The organism is Spirosoma luteum DSM 19990 (assembly GCF_000374065.1).
Taxonomy (GTDB): Bacteria; Bacteroidota; Bacteroidia; order Cytophagales; family Spirosomataceae; genus Spirosoma; species Spirosoma luteum.
Window position 1 is genome coordinate 122,566 of the sequence record NZ_KB893279.1, and the last position, 21,250, is coordinate 143,815.

14 protein-coding genes are annotated in these 21,250 nt (G+C 51.4%); 7 read left to right on the forward strand and 7 right to left on the reverse strand.

Annotated features, from left to right (window positions below; translation table 11 throughout):
• Positions 1-14: 14 nt before the first annotated feature.
• Positions 15-368, reverse strand: a complete 354-nt coding sequence (nirD, locus tag B156_RS0121925) for a nitrite reductase small subunit NirD (protein ID WP_018621937.1) — start codon at positions 366-368, stop codon at positions 15-17.
• 80 nt (positions 369-448) lie between these two features.
• Positions 449-2,968 carry a nitrite reductase large subunit NirB gene (nirB, locus tag B156_RS0121930; protein WP_026260984.1) on the reverse strand — a complete coding sequence of 840 codons (2,520 nt, stop codon included), beginning with the start codon at positions 2,966-2,968 and terminating at the stop codon, positions 449-451.
• Positions 2,969-3,245: 277 nt separating this feature from the next.
• On the opposite strand from nirB, the gene cobA reads away from it, so the two are divergent.
• The 7 genes from cobA to B156_RS0121965 all read left to right on the forward strand — a co-directional run bounded on the left by cobA (position 3,246) and on the right by B156_RS0121965 (position 15,940).
• Positions 3,246-4,004: a uroporphyrinogen-III C-methyltransferase gene (gene cobA, locus B156_RS0121935; RefSeq protein WP_018621939.1), complete on the forward strand. Its 759-nt coding sequence runs from the start codon at positions 3,246-3,248 to the stop codon at positions 4,002-4,004.
• Between the two features lie 451 nt (positions 4,005-4,455).
• Positions 4,456-5,946, forward strand: a complete 1,491-nt coding sequence (locus tag B156_RS0121940) for an alginate export family protein (protein ID WP_018621940.1) — start codon at positions 4,456-4,458, stop codon at positions 5,944-5,946.
• Positions 5,947-5,985: 39 nt separating this feature from the next.
• Entirely contained in the window at positions 5,986-7,284 is a 1,299-nt protein-coding gene (locus B156_RS0121945) for a NarK family nitrate/nitrite MFS transporter (protein ID WP_018621941.1), read from the forward strand.
• Between the two features lie 100 nt (positions 7,285-7,384).
• Entirely contained in the window at positions 7,385-11,002 is a 3,618-nt protein-coding gene (locus B156_RS29660) for a nitrate reductase (protein WP_040586186.1), read from the forward strand.
• 45 nt (positions 11,003-11,047) lie between these two features.
• Complete coding sequence (locus tag B156_RS0121955; protein ID WP_018621943.1) at positions 11,048-12,505, forward strand: rubredoxin; 1,458 nt, start codon at positions 11,048-11,050, stop codon at positions 12,503-12,505.
• A gap of 39 nt (positions 12,506-12,544) precedes the next feature.
• Positions 12,545-12,940, forward strand: coding sequence for a hypothetical protein (locus tag B156_RS0121960; RefSeq protein ID WP_018621944.1), 396 nt, complete (start codon positions 12,545-12,547; stop codon positions 12,938-12,940).
• Positions 12,941-13,066: 126 nt separating this feature from the next.
• A complete protein-coding gene (locus tag B156_RS0121965; protein ID WP_018621945.1) occupies positions 13,067-15,940 on the forward strand; it encodes a M16 family metallopeptidase in 2,874 nt (957 codons plus the stop codon).
• Positions 15,941-16,062: 122 nt separating this feature from the next.
• Here the strand turns inward: B156_RS0121965 and B156_RS0121970 are convergent, their stop codons facing one another.
• From B156_RS0121970 to B156_RS0121990, 5 genes are all read right to left on the reverse strand, one after another.
• Positions 16,063-16,530, reverse strand: a complete 468-nt coding sequence (locus B156_RS0121970) for a DUF6691 family protein (protein WP_018621946.1) — start codon at positions 16,528-16,530, stop codon at positions 16,063-16,065.
• Positions 16,531-16,576: 46 nt separating this feature from the next.
• Positions 16,577-17,152 (reverse strand): YeeE/YedE family protein, encoded by a 576-nt coding sequence (locus B156_RS0121975; RefSeq protein WP_018621947.1) that lies wholly within the window; start codon positions 17,150-17,152, stop codon positions 16,577-16,579.
• Positions 17,153-17,164: 12 nt separating this feature from the next.
• Entirely contained in the window at positions 17,165-18,568 is a 1,404-nt protein-coding gene (locus B156_RS0121980; protein ID WP_018621948.1) for an MBL fold metallo-hydrolase, read from the reverse strand.
• Between the two features lie 40 nt (positions 18,569-18,608).
• The gene (locus B156_RS0121985) at positions 18,609-19,415 is read right to left on the reverse strand and encodes a sulfite exporter TauE/SafE family protein (protein ID WP_018621949.1); all 807 of its coding nucleotides are present in this window, start codon (positions 19,413-19,415) and stop codon (positions 18,609-18,611) included.
• A gap of 170 nt (positions 19,416-19,585) precedes the next feature.
• Positions 19,586-21,088, reverse strand: coding sequence for an APC family permease (locus tag B156_RS0121990; RefSeq protein WP_026260985.1), 1,503 nt, complete (start codon positions 21,086-21,088; stop codon positions 19,586-19,588).
• Positions 21,089-21,250: the final 162 nt, after the last annotated feature.

Genomic DNA, 21,250 nt, shown 5'->3' on the forward strand with positions numbered 1-21,250 from the left:
AACGATGGACGTGTTCAAACGCCTACATACACTACGCCGTCCTCCACTTTAATGGGAAACGTGGCAATCTGGTAGCCCTCATCATTAAGGCACTCCCCGGTTTTGAGCGAGAATGTCTTTTTGTGAAACGGACAGGCTACCTTCGGTTCGTTACCCAGGCTGCCAATCATACCCCGCGATAGCGCCATTTGCTGGCGGTGCGGACATTCATTGGTGGTAGCATACCATTCGCCCCGGCGGGTGAAATTAAAGATAGCAATCTGTTGCCCGTTGAGCAGCACGCAAGCACCGCCATCTTCAGGAATACTGTCGACCGTGCAGGCTGCCTGCCAGGTATATTTGTCTTTGTTTATCGCTATTACGTCCATTGCTTCGATACGTTTATGGGGGTATCGAGTGCCAGCCCGATACCCTGTTTGATTGATTTACGGGAGATGACTGGAAGCATTTATGCCCACTCTTTGGCTTTTACCTGGTCGCGCAGGGGTTCAAACTGCACAGTGGGGTCTTTCACTTCCGGCTCATTGACAAAGTGGGAGAACCGCTTGCGGAGTTCAGGATTCTCAACCACTTCTTTCCACTCGCAGGCGTAGGTGTCCACGATGAGTTGCATTTCGCGTTCCAGTTCGGCTCCAATGCCCAGTACGTCATCGACAACAACGGCTTTTAGGTAGGTCATTCCGCCTTCCATTTTGTTTAGCCAGGTGGCCGTGCGGGCGAGTGGGTCAGCCGTTTTTACGTAGAACATCAGGAACCGGTCAAGTAAGTTGACAGCGGTTTCCTTGTCTACGTCAGAAGCCAGGAGCTGGGCGTGCTGCGGTTTGGTACCCCCGTTGCCGCATACGTATATATTCCAGCCTTTGTCGGTGGCGATAAGGCCGAAATCCTTGCTTTGTGCCTCGGCACATTCCCGGGTACAACCCGACACGCCGGACTTGAGCTTATGGGGAGACCGGAGTCCTTTGTACCGGTTTTCCAGTTCGATGGCAAACGTAACGGAGTCCTGAACCCCGTACCGGCACCAGGTAGTGCCCACGCAGCTTTTTACGGTGCGCAGCGATTTACCATAGGCATGACCACTCTCAAAACCGGCCACAATCAACTCTTCCCATATTTTTGGTAAATCGCCAACGTGAGCACCGAACAGGTCGATGCGCTGCCCACCCGTAATTTTGGTGTAAAGACCGTATTTCTGCGCCACCTGACCCAGAACGATGAGCTTTTCGGGCGAGATTTCGCCACCGGCTACGCGGGGCATTACCGAATACGTACCACCCCGCTGTATGTTCGCCAGAAAACGGTCGTTGGAGTCCTGAATAGGAGCCCGGTCTTTCGCCAGGATATTCTCGTTCCACAAACTTGCCAGAATAGACGCAGTGGCTGGTTTACAAACTTCGCATCCATCCCCTTTACCAAACGTGTTCAGCACGGATGTGTAGGTCTTCAGGCCATTGATCTTCACCAGATCGAATAATTCCTGCCGCGTAAAATCGAAATGTTCGCAGAGGATGTTCCGTACATACACACCTTTTGCTTTCTGCACCCCCTGAATAATGTCTTTCACCATAGGCGTGCAGCCTCCGCAACCCGTGCAGGCTTTGGTTGCCTTTTTAAGCAGGTCGATGGTATCGTTGCCATTTTCCCCAATTTCGTGGCAGAGCATGGCTTTCGTAATGGCTTCGCAGGAGCAGATAAGCGCATCGTCGGGCAAACTCATAACGCCCGCACCTGCTTCCTCACCCCCGCGCGAACCCAGAATCAGGTCTTCGGCATCGGGTGGCAGGATGGTTTTGTTCTTGCAGGTCTGAAGCAGCATGTTGTACTGGTCAGCATCGCCCACGAGAATGCCACCCAGCAACTCTTTGCCGTCTGCCGATACGTTGATGCGCTTATAAATACCCTTCGCCCTGTTCTCGTAAACAACCGTCCGGCACTCCGGTTCAGCAGCAAACGGGTCTCCAAAAGAGCCAACATCGGTGCCAATCAGTTTTAGCTTGGTCGACATATCGTAGGGCTTAAACTCCTTGTCGTCGCCCATCATCCGGGCGGCTACTACCTCTGCCATCTCGTAGCCGGGTGCTACCAGCCCATAAATCATGTGGTGGACAACGGCGCATTCGCCAATGGCAAAAATGGATGGGTCGGATGTTTGCAGGAAGTTATCTACTACAATACCGCCACGCGGGTGCGTTTCCAGACCCGATAATTTGGCTAGTTCATCTCGGGGACGGATACCGGCAGAAATCACCAGCATATCCACGTCCAGGTGGGAGCCATCGTTGAACTGCATACCCGTTATGGTATCGTCGCCGGTGATTTCCTGCGTGCTTTTTGACAGGTGGATGTGTAAACCCAGGGATTCGAGCTGACGCTGTAGAACGCTCGAACCGGCATCATCTAGTTGGCGGGGCATCAGGCGGGGGGCAAATTCAACTACGTGAGCTTCTTCCAGCCCTAAATCGAGGAGCGCTTTGGCAGCTTCGAGACCGAGTAAGCCACCCCCTAATACCGCTCCTTTTCTGGCTTTACGCGCGTGAGACTGTATCAGGTCCAGGTCTTCGATGGTTCGGTACACGAATACGCCATCTTTTTCAACACCGCTGAGGGGTGGTACAAAGGCACCAGACCCCGTAGCCAGAATCAGGTAATCGTAGGGAACAACAACCCCGTGGTGGGACCTGATTTGTTTCCGCTCCCGGTCTATATCCACAACCGGGTCGGAAAGGTACAGTTGAATGCCATTGTCGATGTACCAGTCCATTGGGGCCATCGTCAGGTCTTCGGCGGTTTTACCGTCGAAGTAAGCACTCAAATGAACGCGGTCGTAGGCTACCCGTGGCTCTTCACCAAAAACTGTCAGCATGAATTGCCCGCTGTTTTTGTCTTTGGCCAAAAGTTTTTCGCAGAACTTGTAGCCAACCATGCCATTGCCTATGACAACGACACTGCTTCTTTTGTTTGTGTTCATAGTTATAATCAACTATAGAATTGTAAAAACCCTGACTAATAATTGTACTAATTTAATAAAACCGCCTTATTTCCCCCGAAAAAGACAAGTCAAAAGTAAGAGGTGTTTATGTCATTTCCTAACTTATTATTCTGCATAAAGTTTATTTACAAAGATGTTTTTTCGAGAAAGGCTTGTTTTTACAAATTTCGTCTCTACTTTTGAACTGTCAAAGCGGATTAGTGGCGTTTTACTAAAAATAGTACTATACTACTATATGCACTAAAGGGAAAGTCAGATGCAGCCAAAGCTAACACTCGTGGGGGCGGGTCCCGGCGACGGCGAATTGATTACCTTAAAAGGAATCAGGACGCTTCAGCAGGCCGACGTCGTTTTATACGACGACCTTGCCAATAGTACCTTACTGGAATTTGCGCCTGAGCGTGCGGTGAAAATGTACGTGGGCAAACGGGCGGGACGGGTATCCTTCTCGCAGGACGAAATAAACCGGCTGATCGTCCGGTTGGCGCAGGAGCATGGACACGTTGTTCGGCTCAAGGGGGGAGACCCCTACGTGTTTGGGCGGGGTTATGAAGAAAATGCCTACGCCCGTCAATTCGGGATTGCCTGTAACGTAGTGTCGGGGGTATCGAGTTGTATTGCCGTACCGGCATCACAGGGAATTCCGGTTACCAGCCGGGGCGTCAGCGAAAGTTTTTGGGTCATTACCGGTACCACCCGAGACGGAGAACTATCGGATGACCTGAAACTGGCTGTTCAATCGAACGCTACCATCGTGGTCCTGATGGGCTTAAGTAAAGTAAATGAGTTATGTGCCCTATACTGTCAGGCCGGACGCGGTTATTTGCCAATGGCAGTTGTACAAAATGGGACACGGCCTGATGAACAGTGCATTATTGGTCAGGTCTGGACTATTCCGCAGTTGGTAACAGAGCAGGGTGTGGGGGCACCCGCTGTGCTCATCATCGGCGAGGTCGTTACGCTGCATCCGTCCTACATAGCTACCTGTATGCAACAGGTAGCGGCAGGTTGGTGAACGTTTAGGGTTGGCTGGCTAATACGTATGCCAACCCTGGACAACAAAAAAGCCGATCCGGTGTGGGGGCACCTTTGGATCGGCTAAATCAGGGTTTTGTCTATGCGAAAAACACAAACGATTCAAAGAAAATGAAAAAAAACACGTAAAGCAAATCTGCTTTCCTAGCAGTTGGGTAACCTGTTCGGTTGAATCGCTCGATTCTCAACACCCAACAACTGCCTCTCGATTTACCAGCAGTCTGATTTTTACCACGCTGGCGTGGGTAAGAGGATGCTGTGCGGGGGCACATCCTGCTACACTACTTCTGAGATAAAGAAACTAGCCTGTTGCTAGTGACCTGCCCGTCAAAAAATGCGGTTCAGGGTCTTCTTTCGCTTATTTACTTCCTGATGACCTCACTAAAATGAAAAAACCATACTTCATACAATTATCCCTCCTGTGCGCCTTTATGGTGGGCGTGCTGCCACAAACTAACGCCCAGTTTTCCCTGATTGGTCAGCTGCGTACCCGCACCGAAATCCGGCATGGTGTTGGTAACCTACCGGTGGCGGGTAGCCCCGCAGCGGCTTTTACCTCGCAGCGGGCACGACTGACATTCGGCTACAAGTGGGATCGGATTACGTTCGGCATGGCCATTCAGGATGTTCGGGTGTGGGGGCAGGATGCCTCGACAATCTCTAACGCCGATGGCAACAGGCTCATGATTCACGAAGCATGGGCCGATGTGGCGCTCATCAACCGCGCCGATACAACGATGAAATTTGCGCCAATCGACTACCTGTCGCTGAAAATTGGCCGGCAGGAAATGGTGTACGACGATTCCCGCCTGATTGGTAACCTGGACTGGCTGCAGCAGGCCCGTCGGTTTGATGCGGCTCTATTGAAAGCACAGCACAAAGGCTGGCAGCTAGACCTGGGTACTGGCTTTAATCAGAATACGGATGCCTTTGGCGTAAGCGGGACGTATTACACTCCGGGAAATGTACCCACGTCCGCTCTCTCTACCAAAAGCGTAACGCTGGCTGTACCGGCAGGGTTTATCCCAACCGCCACGAAAGGAGGGTTACCTGTACTGACTAGTGCCGTGGGTACCAACGGGCAAAATCAACAGTTCAAATCATTTACCATGATTTATCTGGCGCACAAGTTCAATAAAACGAAATTTTCGGCGCTGTTCTTCAACGACAACTTTCAGAAGTATCGGGTAGACTCGATTGGGTCCGCTACTAACGGTTACGTATATGGCCGCCGTTACGATGTGGCGGGTACCAATTCCCGCATTACCTACGGGGCTATGCTGACCGGACTGATTGGTCAGAGTCTACCCATTGCGTGGCAGGCGTTTGCCTACGGACAGGGGGGTAGAGACCGGGATGGCCTTCAACTCAAAAAAGCCTATCACTACGGGGCTAGCCTGATGTTCCAGCGTGGTCCGCTGAGTATTGGGCCCGGTTACGAAGTGCTGTCGGGTACGAATGACGCCACCATAAATGCCGGTCAAACCAGCCGCTTCGACCCGTTGTACGGCACTCCTCACAAATTCTGGGGGCTGATGGATTATTTCTATGCCGGTACCGGCTCCCCATCGGGCGGACTGAAAGATGGTTATCTAAAAGTGAAATACACCGGTAAGCGGCTGACAACCAGTTTCGACGCGCACTACTTCGCACTGGCCAATACCGTGTACAACAAATTGCCCGATGCTGCCCCGAGTGCCCCCCTGGCTGCGAAGCTAGGCATGGAGTACGACCTGACGGCTACCTATTCCCTTAATAAGTTCACAACGGTTGAAGGGGGGTACGCCATCATGAATGGCACCAATACGCTTGAATACACCAAACAGGGCACGATGAATCAAAAAGATAAGGTAGGTACCTGGGCCTATCTGATGATTAACATCCGTCCCGATTTTTTTGCCGCTAACGCCCCCAAAAAGTAAGAACCTATTTTTTGAACAACCTTAAACACCTGAGAAATCATGCATGTATTGAATAAGCCACTCGAATCAATCAATGTGTTTAGCCTGAAAGGCGTTCAGATGCGAACGTTTCACCTGACCTGGATTGCCTTTTTTGTCTGTTTCTTTGGCTGGTTCGGACTGGCCCCACTGATGCCTGCCATTCGGGAGGACCTGGGCCTGACCAAACCCCAGATTGGTAACATTATTATCGCAGCCGTCTCGGCTACTATTTTTGCCCGGCTCATTGTGGGTAAGCTTTGCGACACCTGGGGCCCACGCAAAACCTACACGGCGTTGCTTGTGATAGGTTCCTTGCCCGTTATGCTGGTTGGGCTGGCGCACGATTACACGACGTTTCTGTTGTTTCGCCTGGCCATTGGCACCATCGGGGCATCGTTCGTTATCACGCAGTTTCATACCTCAATGATGTTTGCGCCCAAAATCAAGGGTACCGTCAATGCTCTGACGGGTGGCTGGGGTAACCTGGGTGGCGGCATTACGCAGTTAGCTATGCCCCTTATCATGGCCGTAATCGTTGGTTTTGGTTATACCAAACCTGAAGCCTGGCGGTTAGCCATGATTGTGCCGGGCGTAATGATGCTGGTTTTGGCGTTTCTCTACTACCGTTACACCACCGACACACCAGCAGGTAACTACGACGACATTGACCGGACAGTGGCAAAAAGTGAGCAAATCAGTTTCTGGAAAGCCTGCTCCGACATGCGCGTGTGGGCACTGGCGCTGGCGTATGCCTGCTGCTTCGGGATGGAAATTACGTTTGATGGCGTGGCGGCTTTGTACTTCTTCGACAATTTTAAGATGGAGCAAACCGAAGCCGGTTTCTGGGCCATGCTGTTTGGTTTCATGAATATTTTTGCCCGTGCCCTCGGTGGTATCGTTGCCGATAGAGTAGGGAACAAGTACGGTATGCGGGGTAAAGGCGTACTGCTGGCGAGCCTGTTGCTGCTGGAAGGAGCAGGTATTATGCTGTTTGCGCAGGCGGGTAGTCTGCCGCTGGCCATTGCGTCCATGCTGACCTTCGCCCTGTTCCTGAAAATGTCGAACGGGAGTACGTATGCCATCGTGCCCTTCGTAAACCCCAAAGCCGTTGGTGTTATTTCGGGTGTGGTGGGCGCGGGTGGTAACGTAGGTGGTATGCTGATGGGCTTCCTGTTCAAGTCGCAGAACATCAGTTATGGGCAGGCATTTCTGTATATCGGCGGGGTGGTAGCCGTAGTGGGTGTGCTGCTGTTCCTGGTCAATTTCAACAAAGCCGTCGTCATAGAACCCGCCGAATCGGAGTTGCAGACGGCGTAATTTAATGATGAATTATAACCGGGTCGCCGGTGCGATGATAAATTATCCATACAGTTAAGTCTAGCGCATTCATCATTTATAATTCATCATTCAACACCTTATGACTCATCAAACTACCTGTTGTTATTGTGGTGTTGGTTGCGGAATCGTGGTCAAACAGGAGCAGCATGGGCGGTTAACCGTCGAGGGCGATAAGGAACACCCCTCTAACCGGGGGCTGCTGTGCTCGAAGGGGATGAACCTGCATTATACGGTCATGGACCAGTCTGACCGGCTGCTGTATCCTCAAATGCGGCTCAACCGGTCTATGCCCCTGGAACGGGTTAGCTGGGATGCGGCACTGGAACGTACGGCGGCCGTTTTTAGAACACTCATCCAGAAGTACGGGCCCAATTCCGTTGCGTTTTATGTGTCAGGACAGTGCCTCACGGAAGAGTATTATCTGGTTAACAAACTCATAAAGGGCTTTATTGGCTCGAACAATATCGACACCAACTCCCGCCTGTGTATGTCGTCGGCAGTAGTGGGATATAAGCTGTCGCTGGGCGAAGATTCAGTGCCGGTTTGTTACGACGACATCGAAGAAGCGGATGTTTTTCTGGTGCAGGGAGCAAACCCCGCCTGGTGCCACCCCGTGCTCTGGCGTCGGGTGGAAGCGCACAAAGCAGCCAACCCGCACGTTAAAATCATTACTGTCGACCCCCGAAAGACAGATACCGCCCGCTCGTCGGATTTGCATCTGCCCATCCGACCCGGCACCGACATAGTGCTGAATAATGCCATTGGCCGGTTACTGATTGAAAACGGGGTAATCGACCTCGATTTTATTGCCAACCACGCCGACGGCTTTACGGCCTATCAGGAGCAGGTGATGCTGCGTACTATCGATGAAGCCGCCGATCTGTGCGGCATCTCTGCGAAAAGTATTCGGCAGGCGGCTCACTGGATTGGTACCTCAACAGGTTTTTTGTCGCTTTGGACAATGGGGCTGAACCAGTCGGCCGTTGGCGTCAATAAAAACCTGTCGCTCATCAACCTGCACCTGATTACGGGCCGCATCGGTACACCCGGCAATGGGCCGTTCTCACTCACCGGGCAGCCCAATGCAATGGGTGGCCGCGAAACGGGCGGTCTGGCTAACATTCTGCCCGCTCACCGCGACGTAACCAACGCGGCCCACCGCGCCGAAGTCGAAGCCTTCTGGAACGGTCCGGTAAAAATTGCTGACAAACCCGGCCTGACAGCTACCGAAATGTTCGATGCGCTGGCCAGTGATAAATCGGGCGATGCTTCGCTGAAAGCTATCTGGATTATCAATACCAATCCACTGGTGAGTATGCCAGATGTGAATAGGGTTGAGAGTGCCCTGAAAAACGCCCGCTTCGTGGTCGTACAGGACGTGTCGAGCCGGGCCGACACCGTTCCCTTTGCCGATGTGGTGCTGCCCGCTGCGGCATGGCTTGAAAAAGAAGGCACCATGACTAATGCCGAGCGCCGGATTGCTCACCTGCCCAAAATCATTGATGCCCCCGGCGAAGCATTGCCCGACTCCGAAATTATCTGGCGCTTTGCCAAAAAAATGGGCTTTGGCGATTCATTCAACTACACCAGTCCCTCGGAAGTATACGATGAGTACGCTAAACTGACGGCCGGTACAAACGTTGATATAACCGGCGTGAATTATGACCTGCTGAAGCAAAGACGAACGGTGCAATGGCCTTTCCCGGCAGATGATAGGAAGAAAAGTGGATCAGGGTCTTTAGGTACCCCCCGGCTGTTCACCGACCACAAATTTTACACCGCAAACGGGCGGGCCAACATTCACGCCGTACCCGATGAAAACACATCTGAGCCAACCGATGCTGACTTTCCGCTGGTGTTGACCACCGGCCGTATCCGCGATCAGTGGCATACCATGACCAAAACGGGGCGGGTGGCCAAACTTAATCAGCACAGCCCGCAACCTTTTCTGCAACTAAACCCTGTTGACGCCCGTGCCCGCGATATTCAGGACGGACAACTGGTAACGGTGCAGGGGCGTAGAGGGGAGGTGCGCGTGAAAGTGCAACTGACGGACGATGTTAGGCCCGGCCTGTGTTTTTTGCCGATGCACTGGGGCAAACAACTGTCTGGCGATGCGCTGAATGCCAACCTGAACCGGGCCAATAACCTGACAAATTCGCTGGTCGACCCGCGCTCAAAAGAACCGGATTTTAAGTTTACGGCGGTGGAAGTCACGCCGTACAGGAAGCCGGTTGAGAAGATAATCATTATCGGAGCGGGGTCTGCCGGACTTGGCTTTATTAATGCCTACCGCGCTCTGCGTTCGGGCCGGACTACCTGGCCGGTGGAAGATGAACTGCATGTATTCTCGAAGGAAATTTTTCCGTTCTACAACCGCGTATTGCTACCCGATTACATCAGTGGAGCGCAATCGTGGGAACAGCTCGTCAAACTGCGAGAAGACCAGTTCGACGAAGCCCGCATCATTGTGCATAAAGGGGTGGGGATTGCTCACATCGACCGGAAAGCGAAGGTTGTAACGGATACCGAAGGCGTAGAGCACTGCTACGATAAGATTCTGCTGGGTACCGGCAGCCGGGCATTTATGCCCAAAGGCATACCGAACCTGCCCGGTATTTTCAACATGCGCTCCCGGCTGGATGCTGACTCACTGATGCCATTCCTGAATCCATCGGGCAGTACATCGGCCGAGCCGCCGGCTGCCGTCATTGTGGGTGGGGGGTTACTGGGGCTGGAATTAGCTGCTTCCCTGCGTCAGATTGGGATTCGGGTTACGGTGGTTCAACGGGCAGGTCGGTTCATGGAACGTCAGCTCGACCCCATGGCCAGTGAGTTGTTGTATCTGGAACTGATTGACCGGGGCGTTGATATTTATTTCAACGAAGAGGTGCAGACCTACATAGGAACGGACCGCGTTGCCGGTGTGCGATTAAACTCCGGAAAACAGATTGCCTGTCAGGCGGTAGTTATTGCCATTGGAACTGTGCCCAATACTGAACTTGCCCAGGCAGCGGGTCTGGTTTGCAACCGGGGGGTGGTAGTCAACGATTACCTGCAAACCTCTGATCCGGCTATTTTTGCCGCTGGCGAAGTGGCCCAGTGGGATGGTCAGATGTGGGGTATCACGCTGGCGGCTGAGCAACAGGCCGAAGTAGCTGCCCGGTTCATTGCGGGCGATATTTCGGAACCCTACCGGGGTAGTCTGGCCATTAGTATTCTCAAAATGGAGGGATTGCACCTGTGCAGCATGGGTATTACCGAAGTGCCAGCCGCATCAAAAAATGACTACGAAGAAATCATCTTCATTGACAAAGCAAAGCGCTACTACAAGAAGTGCATTGTGAAAGGGGATAAACTGGTGGGTGCCGTACTGGTTGGTGATAAAAATGAGTTTGCCGAATTTCGCGAACTCATTGCCAGCGGACTCGAACTATCCGACAAACGATTGCAACTGCTGCGGGCCAGCAAGAAAGTGGACCCTGTAGCAGGCAAGCTGGTTTGCTCCTGCAATAGTGTCGGGCAGGGTAATCTGGAGCGGGCTATTCAGGCTGGATGCAGCGATTTTCAACAACTGTGCCAGCAAACGGGGGCCGGAACCGGCTGCGGCTCCTGCCGACCCGAAGTGCGAAGTATACTTATTTTAATGAGTGAAAGAGCGAAAGAGCGAAAGAGCGAATACTCAGCAGAGGAATAATTCGCCCTATTGACTCGCTCTTTCACTCTTTCGCTCTTTACTTTCATGCGCGATTACTATACCGTAAAAGTCAATTTGCCCGGTGGTATTGTAGCACCCGGTGCTTTGCAAACTATTCTGACGATGGCGCACAGCGCGCATGTTCGGACTGTGCGCTTCGGCGCGCGACAGCAATTGCTGATGACGGTGCATTATGAGGATATGCGTTTTCTGGAGAAAGACCTCAAACAGCAGTCGATGCCGTATGAGGTAAATACCGAATCCTACCCCAATGTTATCAGCTCGTATTGCGGGGAAGACGTGTTTCGGGCGGGGGCGTGGCTGCGCGAAAGCGAATACCATACCATGCTCGACCAGTTTGATTACGGTCCACGACTCAAAGTAAACCTGTCCGATTTTAATCAGAGCTTTACGCCATTTTTCACGGGTAATCTTAATTTTATCACCTCCCCCGAACCGCATTTTTTGTATTTATACATTCGGCCGAAACAAACGAATACTTTGTTCCGATGGCCCGAATTGATTTATACCAACGACGTTGGGCGACTTGCCAAAGCCATTGAGGAGGCTATGCTGGATGAGGGCAAGCAAACGGAGGCCGAGATTTATAAGGCTGTTACATCGGGACAGACATTTATTACGCAACCGGCTGTAAAGGAAATTGACCTACCCGAATTTTCACTGCCTTATTATGAAGGATTCAATCGGTATGGGCAGCGGTCGTGGCTGGGACTTTATCGGCGGGATGAGCAGTTCTCGGTGGCGTTCCTGCTGGATGTGTGCGCGTTGTGCCTGAAAACCCGTATCGGCGAGCTGTGTGTGACAACCTGGAAATCACTCATTATTAAAGGAATCGAAGAGAAAGACCGGGCGATGTGGTCGTATGTGCTGGGAAAACACAATATCAACGTGCGCCATGCGGCTAATGAACTGGCCTGGCAAACCGAGGACCAAAACGAAGACGGGGCCAATCTGAAGAACTACATTATTCGCTTCTTTGCGAAAAACGACACCCGAACGTTTGGGGTATGTTTTGGTATTCAGACACGGCCAAAATCAGAAGTATTCGGCTCCGTTCTGATTCGGAAACGCTCTTTGGTACAAATCGGACAAGTATCCCTGTTCAGTTTATACGACATTTATTTTACTGAAAACTTCAATCCCAACAGCCGGACCTATCGGTTGTTTGAGAAAGGTTTACTCAAACTGCACCTGCCTAATCAGTTGCATCGCCTGTGCCGTAAATTCAACGCCGGGCGGATACAGGAAGGGCTGGAGCCGGTACGTCAGGAGACAGAAAAAATTGAACCTGATTACAAAAATGCCCCGTCGGTGCACCAGTGCCCTCACTGTTTCACGGTTTACGACGAACAATATGGGGATGAACGAGCTGGGATTCTGCCGGGTACGCCATTTGGGCAGTTGCCTGCGGACTACGCCTGCTCAACCTGCGACGCGCCAAAGCAGGATATGAACCCTGTTCAGTTGATGACGGTGGTGTAGGAGAGACGGAGTTACGGAAAAAAGTTTTATTATTAAGGTATGTTTCGTCATACCATCGACCTCAAACAGCAGATAGAACGGGTGTTGCGCTGGGAGCAGTCATCCCACTGGCGAACGCGTGATTTTGCCCACCTGAGCAATCTTGTTTTTCGCTACACCCATCAGCGGGTTGATGCTCATTCGTTGCAAAATTTCTGGCAATCATCGGTTGTTCCTTCACCAGACTCTTTGGATACCCTGGCCCAGTTTGTTGACTACGATGACTGGGCAGATTTCTGTACCCGCAATTTTTACGGGGAAGTGGCGGCAGACGACGAAACGGTTTTGCTCCACGCACCGATGTGGGAAATACCCATTCGGTGGGTGGTCGCCATCTGCTGGTTCTCGGTTATTGCATCGGTCATCATTGCCATACTGTTAGTGTGGAAACAGTAAGAAACTGGTTACGTTAATCGTTTTCAGCCTCAAATTGCTAACTCAGTCAATTGCTAAACGATTCAGCGTATTGTGGCGTTATTGTTCCAGATTTCAACCCGTTGAACAAAAACCGCAGGCGACCAGATGGTACGTTTCCCTTTAAGCATAAGTTTTTTATTGAGTACAGTACTTGTACTGGCGCAACCCGCGCCCAAAGCAAAATCACCCGGTAAGGCAACGGTCAGTACAGTACCGTCGAAAGTTGGAAAGGCATCTGCCACTACTAATCTCAATACGCCCATCCCGCTCGACCCGGCTGTGAAAGTAGGGGTGCTATCCAATGGACTGACCTACTATATCCGTAAAAATGCGGAGCCGAAAAATAGGGCCGAACTACGGCTGGTGATTCGGGCGGGGTCCGTTTTGGAGAATGACAACCAGCAGGGGCTGGCGCACTTCATGGAGCATATGGAGTTCAATGGCACGAAAAATTTCCCTAAAAACGAACTGGTCAATTTTCTGCAATCGGCGGGTGTGCGGTTTGGTGCTGACCTGAACGCTTACACGGGCTTTGACGAAACGGTTTATCAACTGCCCGTTCCAACCGATTCGGCCAACGTATTTAAAGGGGGTTTTCAGATTCTGGAAGACTGGGCGCATAACGCGACGCTCGACCCGGCGGAGATTGACAAAGAACGGGGTGTTGTACTGGAAGAGCGTCGGCTGGGTCGTGGAGCTGGTCAGCGGATGCGTGACAAGTACTTTCCGGCCCTGCTTAACGATTCACAATATGCAAAGCGGCTGCCCATTGGTACGGAGCAGGTACTGACAACGTTTAAACCGGCCACCCTGGAGCAGTTTTATAAAGACTGGTACCGACCCGACCTGATGGCGGTTATTGCCGTGGGCGATTTCAACATCAGCGAGGTAGAGGGGATTATACGGGAAAAGTTTGGCCGGATTCCGGCTGTAAAGATGCCCAAGCCCCGGACGGAGTATGAAATTCCTCCGCATAAAGACACCAAAGTCGTTATTGTAACCGACCCCGAACAGCCCAACACGGTGGTGCAGGTAATTTATAAACGGCCCGAAATAAAGGAGAAAACCTTAAACGACCTGCGCGAGAGCATCAAACGGGGATTGTTCAACACCATGCTGGGCAACCGGATTCAGGAACTCACCCAACAGGCCGACCCGCCGTTTCTGGGTGGCTACAGTAACTACAGCGATTTTCTGGGCAATCTGGATGCGTTTACGTCTATTGCCATCGCGAAAGAAGGCAACGTAGAGCGAGCCATTAAAGCGGTGCTGGACGAGAATGCCCGCGTTAAACAGTTTGGTTTTACCCCCACCGAATTGGCCCGTGCCAAGCAGGAGTTCATGACGAGTGTAGAGCAGGCGTACAGCGAACGGAACAAAACCCGGTCCGTCAATTACGTGAACGAGTACGTTCAGAATTTCACGGATAAGGAGCCATACACCAGCATCGAATTCTACTACGATTTCCTGAAGCGGGAGCAGGACGGCATCAAACTCCCCGAAGTAAACGCCCTTGTCGACCTGTTTATCCATAATGACAACCGGGCCGTGATTGTCCTGGCACCGGAGAAGGATAAGGACAAACTCCCAACCGAAGCCCAGATTTTGAGCTATGTAAACGATGCGGGAAAAGGACTGACCGCCTACGACGATAAAACGCTCGATAGCCCACTGCTGGCAAAAGTACCAACGGGCTTGCCCGTGGTGGAGGAGAAAAAAATCAAGGACATCGGTGTAACGGAGTGGACACTTAAAAACGGTGTTCACGTAGTGGTTAAACCCACGGACTTCAAGAATGACCAGATTCTGTTTTCGGCCACTAGCTTCGGTGGTTCTTCGCTGTACGACCTGAAGGACTTCCCATCGGCGCGGTTTGCGAGTACGCTGGCCGCTATGGGTGGAACGGGGGCGTACAACCAAATTCAACTCGGCAAATTTCTGTCGGGGAAACAGGTTAGTGTGTATCCTTTTGTGGGGGAACTGAACGAAGGGATTGGCGGCAGTACAGCTCCGAAGGAACTGGAAACAGCTATGCAGCTTATTTACAGCTACTTTACACAACCCCGCAAAGATGCCGATGTAATAAAAGGCTTTCTATCCAATCAGCGAAGTGCCCTGCAAAATCGTATCAACACACCCACGCCCCAGCAGGTGTTTCAGGACACGGTAACGGTGACGCTGGGGAGTAATAATCCACGTCGGCAACCCCTCACACCCGCCGACCTGGATAAAATTGACCTCGACCGCGCCATTCAAATTTACCAGGAGCGCTTCGCCAATGCGGGTGACTTTACATTCTTCTTTGTGGGTAACATTAAGGAGGAAACGTTGAAGCCACTGGTCGAAAAGTATCTCGGCGGTTTGCCTGCCACAGATACAAAGGAGAAATTTAAGGACCTGGGTATCCGGGCGCCAAAGGGGGAAGTCAGCAAAACGGTCTATAAGGGACTTGACCCCAAAGCTTCTGTTCAACTGATTTATAGTGGCGATATTACCTGGTCGCCGGAAACGACGATGCAATTGGACGCATTGGGTGAAGTGCTGGAAATTAAGTTGATTGAGAAGCTCCGCGAAGAGGAAAGTGGCGTGTATGGAGTGAGTGCCAATGGTGCTTACGCCAAATATCCGGTGCCTCGCTATACCTTTCGCATCAACTTTGGCTGTGCCCCTGAAAACGTGGATAAACTGATTGCCAAAACGCAGGCGTTAATTAATGACCTCAAACAAAAAGGAGCCTTACCCACCGACATCGCTAAGTTTAAAGCCGAAACCCGCCGGGAAACGGAACTGCAGTTGAAAGATAACCAGTTCTGGCTCGGCTACCTCCAGAACCAGTATTACAACGGCGATGCGCCCGATGAGGTGCTGCACGAAGACGCGCAGCTGGCCAAGGTGACTGTAGAGAGTACAAAAGAAGCCGCTAACCAGTATTTTGGCTCAAACTACATTCGGCTGGTGCTGATGCCGGAGAAGAAGTAATGAGAAGTAAGAGATTTAAAAAAGGCCTTGGCCTGATTGTTCCTGTTCTGTAAGCGAGCGATTTAAATCGCCCGCTTACAGAACAGGCAGGATGAGATGCTGGCAACGAAGCATACTCGCCCTCAATGCGGTAGGTACTTTTGAAGGGCTCCGTAAACCCATGTACCAGCAATAGCACTTAGCAGAGACACGATAACCACGGAGTAACCCGCGCCAATCTGAGCGAATAATGGCCCTGGGCAGGCACCCGTAATGGCCCAGCCAAACCCAAACATTAGCCCTCCATAAATCTGCCCCTTGCTGAATTGCTTTGGCGTAATAGTGATGGGGTCGCCCTGTAAGGTTTTGATATTTAGTCGTTTAATGAGGAAAACGGAAATTATGCCTATTACTACGGCTGTACCAATAATGCCGTACATGTGGAATGAATCGAGCCGGAACATTTCCTGAATCCGAAACCAGGAGATCACCTCCGCTTTGACGAATACAATACCGAAGAAAACGCCCACCAGACCAAATTTCCAGTTGGCTACTTTAGTGCGCGTTGCTACGGGAGCTATCTTCTCTTCTGATTTGCCTGTAAGAACCATGCTATTTAAACCGTAAAATTTTGAAAAAAGAACCAACCTTCCGGGCTTAGAGGCCCACCCAGCGCATGAGATAAGGCATACCCAGATGGGTCATGGCGAAGCCGCCTATCATAAAACTTACCGTGGCTACGAGCGAAGGCCATTGCAGATTGGACAATCCCATAATAGCATGTCCCGATGTGCATCCCCTCGCATAACGGGTACCGAAACCGACCAGAAATCCACCCAGAATGAAGAAGACCAGCCCTTTGGCGGTGAATAAATTTCCCCAGTTGAAAATATCTGTGGGCAACAAGCCACTGGTAAAATCACGGATACCCAGGGCCTGTAAACTGTGCAGGGTATCGGGAGCAATAATCATGGCTGCCGGGTTTTTCAGCAATGAACCGCCAATGAACCCGCCAACAACAATACCACCCACAAACCACAGGTTCCAGGACTCTTTACGCCAGTCATAATCGAAAAACGGAAGTTTGGCGGGTATACAGGCCGCGCAGATGTGTCGCAGCGAAGAGGAAATGCCAAAGGCTTTGTTGCCCAGAATAAGCAACGTGGGTACAATGAGACCAATGAGCGTACCGGCCACGTACCAGGGCCAGGGCTGTGAGATGAAGTCGAGCACAATAAAAAGAATTTACTGGTTAACCGATTGTTTTGTATGTACGGGTACCCCCGTTTTTTGGATGGCAGCAATGCCACCCTCCACATTTACAACATTATCGAAACCTCGTGCCTTAAGTATCGAGTTGGCTATCATAGAGCGATAACCACCGGCACAGTGAACATAAAGCGGTTCGTCGTGGGTCAGCTCTGCCATATACTCGTTGAGATTGTCTAAAGGGAAATTTTCGGCATTGGCTACATAGCCACTCGTAAACTCGTCGGGCTTCCGAACGTCAACAACGGCTATTGACGGGTTTTGCCGGTGCTGCCGGGCAAACTCGTCGGCCGTAACAGAGGTAACCGTATCAATTTCCTTTCCTGCCTGTTTCCAGGCAGCCATGCCACCCGCCAAAAAACCGATACAGGCATCATACCCAACACGGGCCAGCCGCAAAACGGTTTCACTCTCCTGCCCTTCGGGGGTGACGAGGGCAATTGGTTGTTTCAGATCGGGGATGAGCGCGCCTACCCAAGGAGCAAACTGTCCATTCAGACCAATGTTAATAGCATTTGGGATAAACCCCTTTGCAAAATCGGCGGCTTCCCGAACGTCCAGCACCAGAGCACCGGTTTCATTCACTGCAGCTTCGAAAGCCTCGGCCGAGAGGGCATGACTGCCGCGCTGCATCACCCGGTTTATGGATTCGTAGCCTTCTTTGTTAAGCCGGGCATTCTCCGCAAAATAAGCGGGGGCGGTAGTCAGGCCATCCAGCACTTTTTCGACAAACTCGGCTTTCGACTTGGCCTGTAAAGCATAATTGAACCGCTTCTGATTACCCAGCGAATCGGCCGTTTCCTTACTCATATTCTTGCCACAGGCCGAACCCGCGCCATGAGCCGGATAAACGATAACATCATCGGCCAGGGGCATGATTTTAGTTTGCAGGCTGTCGTATAGCATACCCGCCAGGTCGCGTTCGGTTAGCGTCCCTTTTATGGCTAAATCCGGCCGCCCTACATCGCCAATGAACAGCGTATCACCGGTAAAAATGGCGTGATCTTTCCCGGCCGCGTCAATCAGTAAATAAGTAGTCGATTCGAATGTATGGCCGGGCGTATGCAGCACCCTGATGGTGAGAGTACCCACCGTAAACTGCTCGCCGTCGGTAGCATGATGAACCGGATAGGCTGTGTTGGCCTGCGGACCATACACAATGGTTGCGCCCGTTTCTTTGGCCAGATCCAGATGACCCGATACAAAATCGGCGTGAAAATGGGTTTCAAAAATGTACTTTATTTTTGCCCCCGACCGCTCCGCCTTCTGTATGTAAGGGGCCGTTTCGCGCAGTGGGTCGATAATAGCGGCTTCTCCGTTGCTTTCAATGTAGTAGGCTCCCTGCGCCAGGCAGCCTGTATAAATCTGTTCGATTAGCATAGTAATTGATTGGGTGTATACCCAGGTTGGTAAGGACGGACTAATGTCCGTGGAATATTTCCTGAAAAATTATGTAACCTGCCACCGTCAATACAAACCACCCGAAACCTTTTCTTAATTTGTCGGAGGCTATAAAGCGGGCCAGGTACATGCCAATGAAAATACCACCAATGGATAAACTGGTAAAGGGTAACAGAAAATTCCAGTCCATAGCCGTGTGGTGCATGTCGCCCAGAAAACCGACGAATGAATTCACGGCTATTATTAACACCGATGTTGCTATGGCCCGGTGAATGGGCAGCCCAGCCAGCAGTACCAGCATGGGTACGATAATAAACCCGCCCCCGGCTCCAATTGTCCCCGTTAGCAAACCTACCGCCAGCCCATCGAGAGCCAAGCTTACATAACGGGGATGACCATCAGCGGCTTCACCCTGTTCCGGCTGGTCGCTGCGAATCATGGCGCGGGCAGCCACAACCATAACGAAAGCGAAAAAGTACAGAATGGCATCGTTCTTCGATAACGTAAACGTAGCGAATTGAAACAGAGGGTCGGGGAGGGCAGGAACCAGAAACCGGCGGGTCAGATAAACCGACAGGAATGAGGGGGCGGCAAAAGCCATCGTTACCCGCAAGTCTACCCGTTTTTTCCAGATATGATTAATGGATCCAATCGCCGACGTTGACCCCACTACAAACAGGGAGTAAGTAGTGGCCAGCATGGTTGGGACGCCGAATACGTAGACGAAGATTGGAACGGTCAATATAGAACCTCCGCCCCCGGCCAACCCAATAACCAATCCCACAACCACTGCCGAAGCGTAACCAATTAGTTCCTGAATACTCATTACGCAACAAAAGTAGGGTGGGCGATGCTCTTGTTATGTGACTAACGTCACACAGACGGATTTTTACCTTTTTTGCGCGGTAAAGACGGCTGACGGAAAAATCTCTAAACACAAAACGCCCCCGACACGTTGTTGGGGGCGTTTTACAGGTTTTATACAAATCAATTAAGCTACTCCTGAGGATTGTTCAGGTTACTGTGCTTGCGGCTGTAAAGAAAGTAAACAATCAAACCAATGATACCCCAGACTAAAAAGGTGAGTTTCGTGTCTGTCCGCAGGTTCCACATCAGATACAGGTTCGCCACAATTCCCAGGGTGGCAATCACCGGCAGGGCAGGGGTACGATAGGGGCGTTCCAGATTTGGTTCCCGAACGCGCAGTAGCCATACCGCTCCACAAATCATGGCAAAAGCAAACAAGGTTCCTGAGCTGGTTAGCTGCGACACTTTATCAATGGGAGTGACAGCAGCCACTATTGAAACAACTGCGCCCACAAAAATGGTACTCTTCCAGGGCGTTTTGAATTTGGGGTGAATAGACGCAAAAAGATTCCTGGGTAGCAATCCGTCTTTGGCCATACCCAGGAAAATCCGGGTCTGTCCCAGCATCATGACCAGCATAACCGAGGTCAGACCCGCGATGGCTGCAATAGTAATCAGGTACACCGACCAGGTCAGGCCTACATCAGAGAATGCCTGCGCTACCGGGGCCTTCAGGTCAAGCTGGTTGTAAGGAACCATTCCCGTCAGCACCAGCGAAACCAGGATATACAATACGGTACAGATAATCAGCGAGGCAATGATGGCGAAGGGAACATCTTTCTTGGGGTTGATAGCCTCACCAGCCTGGGTGGAAACCGCATCGAAACCGATATAGGCGAAGAAAACGATACCTGCAGCGGTTACAATACCATCAAATCCGAAGTGAGTTTGCCCGGTGTCGTCCACAACCGGAGCCGGAATAAAAGGGGTCCAGTTGGCCACATCTATATAAAAAGAACCGGCTATGACAACAAAGATGACCGTTGCCACCTTCACGATGACAATGAGGTTGTTTGTACTAGCCGCTTCTTTGATCCCCTTCACCAGGATATACGTTACCACCCACACAATCAGGAAGGCCGGCAGGTTGACGGCAAAACTGAATTCAGGCACTATCTGGCCCGCAGCCCGCATAACGTCCGCCTTTTCCTGAGCGGTAATAGGGTCGTTCATCAACCAAAGGGGTGGATCAATATGGAACAGGTGCAGAAACTTCTCAAAATAGCCCGACCAGCTTACTGCTACGGTAGTAGCCCCCATCATATATTCCAGAATCAGGTTCCAGCCAATAAGCCAGGCGAATAACTCGCCTACCGTACCATACGAATAAGCATAGGCTGAGCCTTCAACGGGTAGAATAGACGCAAACTCGGCGTAGCACAAGGCGGCAAACGTACAGGCTATCCCGGCAATCACAAACGCCAGGGCTAGTGCTGGTCCAGCCCATTCGTTGGCGGCAATACCCGTTAGTACAAAAATGCCCCCCCCAATAACGGCCCCGATACCGAGTGAGGTGAGACCCCATCGAGTCAGAACACGTTTTAGTTCGCTTTTTTGCATGTCTGCCGCATAAGCCGCAAGCGGCTTTTTGCGCATAACACTAGTATTAACAGGCTTTGATTTAGTTTCCATGCAGCAAAATAGAGTTTGGTGATAGTGTCTCTTCGAAAAAGATTATAGGGCATTTAAGCCGAAATATACGAAAATTAAAGAGCGAATGGGTGAAAGAGTGAACGAGCGAAAAAAAATATTGAATGCCACCCGCTCGTTCACTCTTTCACCCATTCGCTCTCT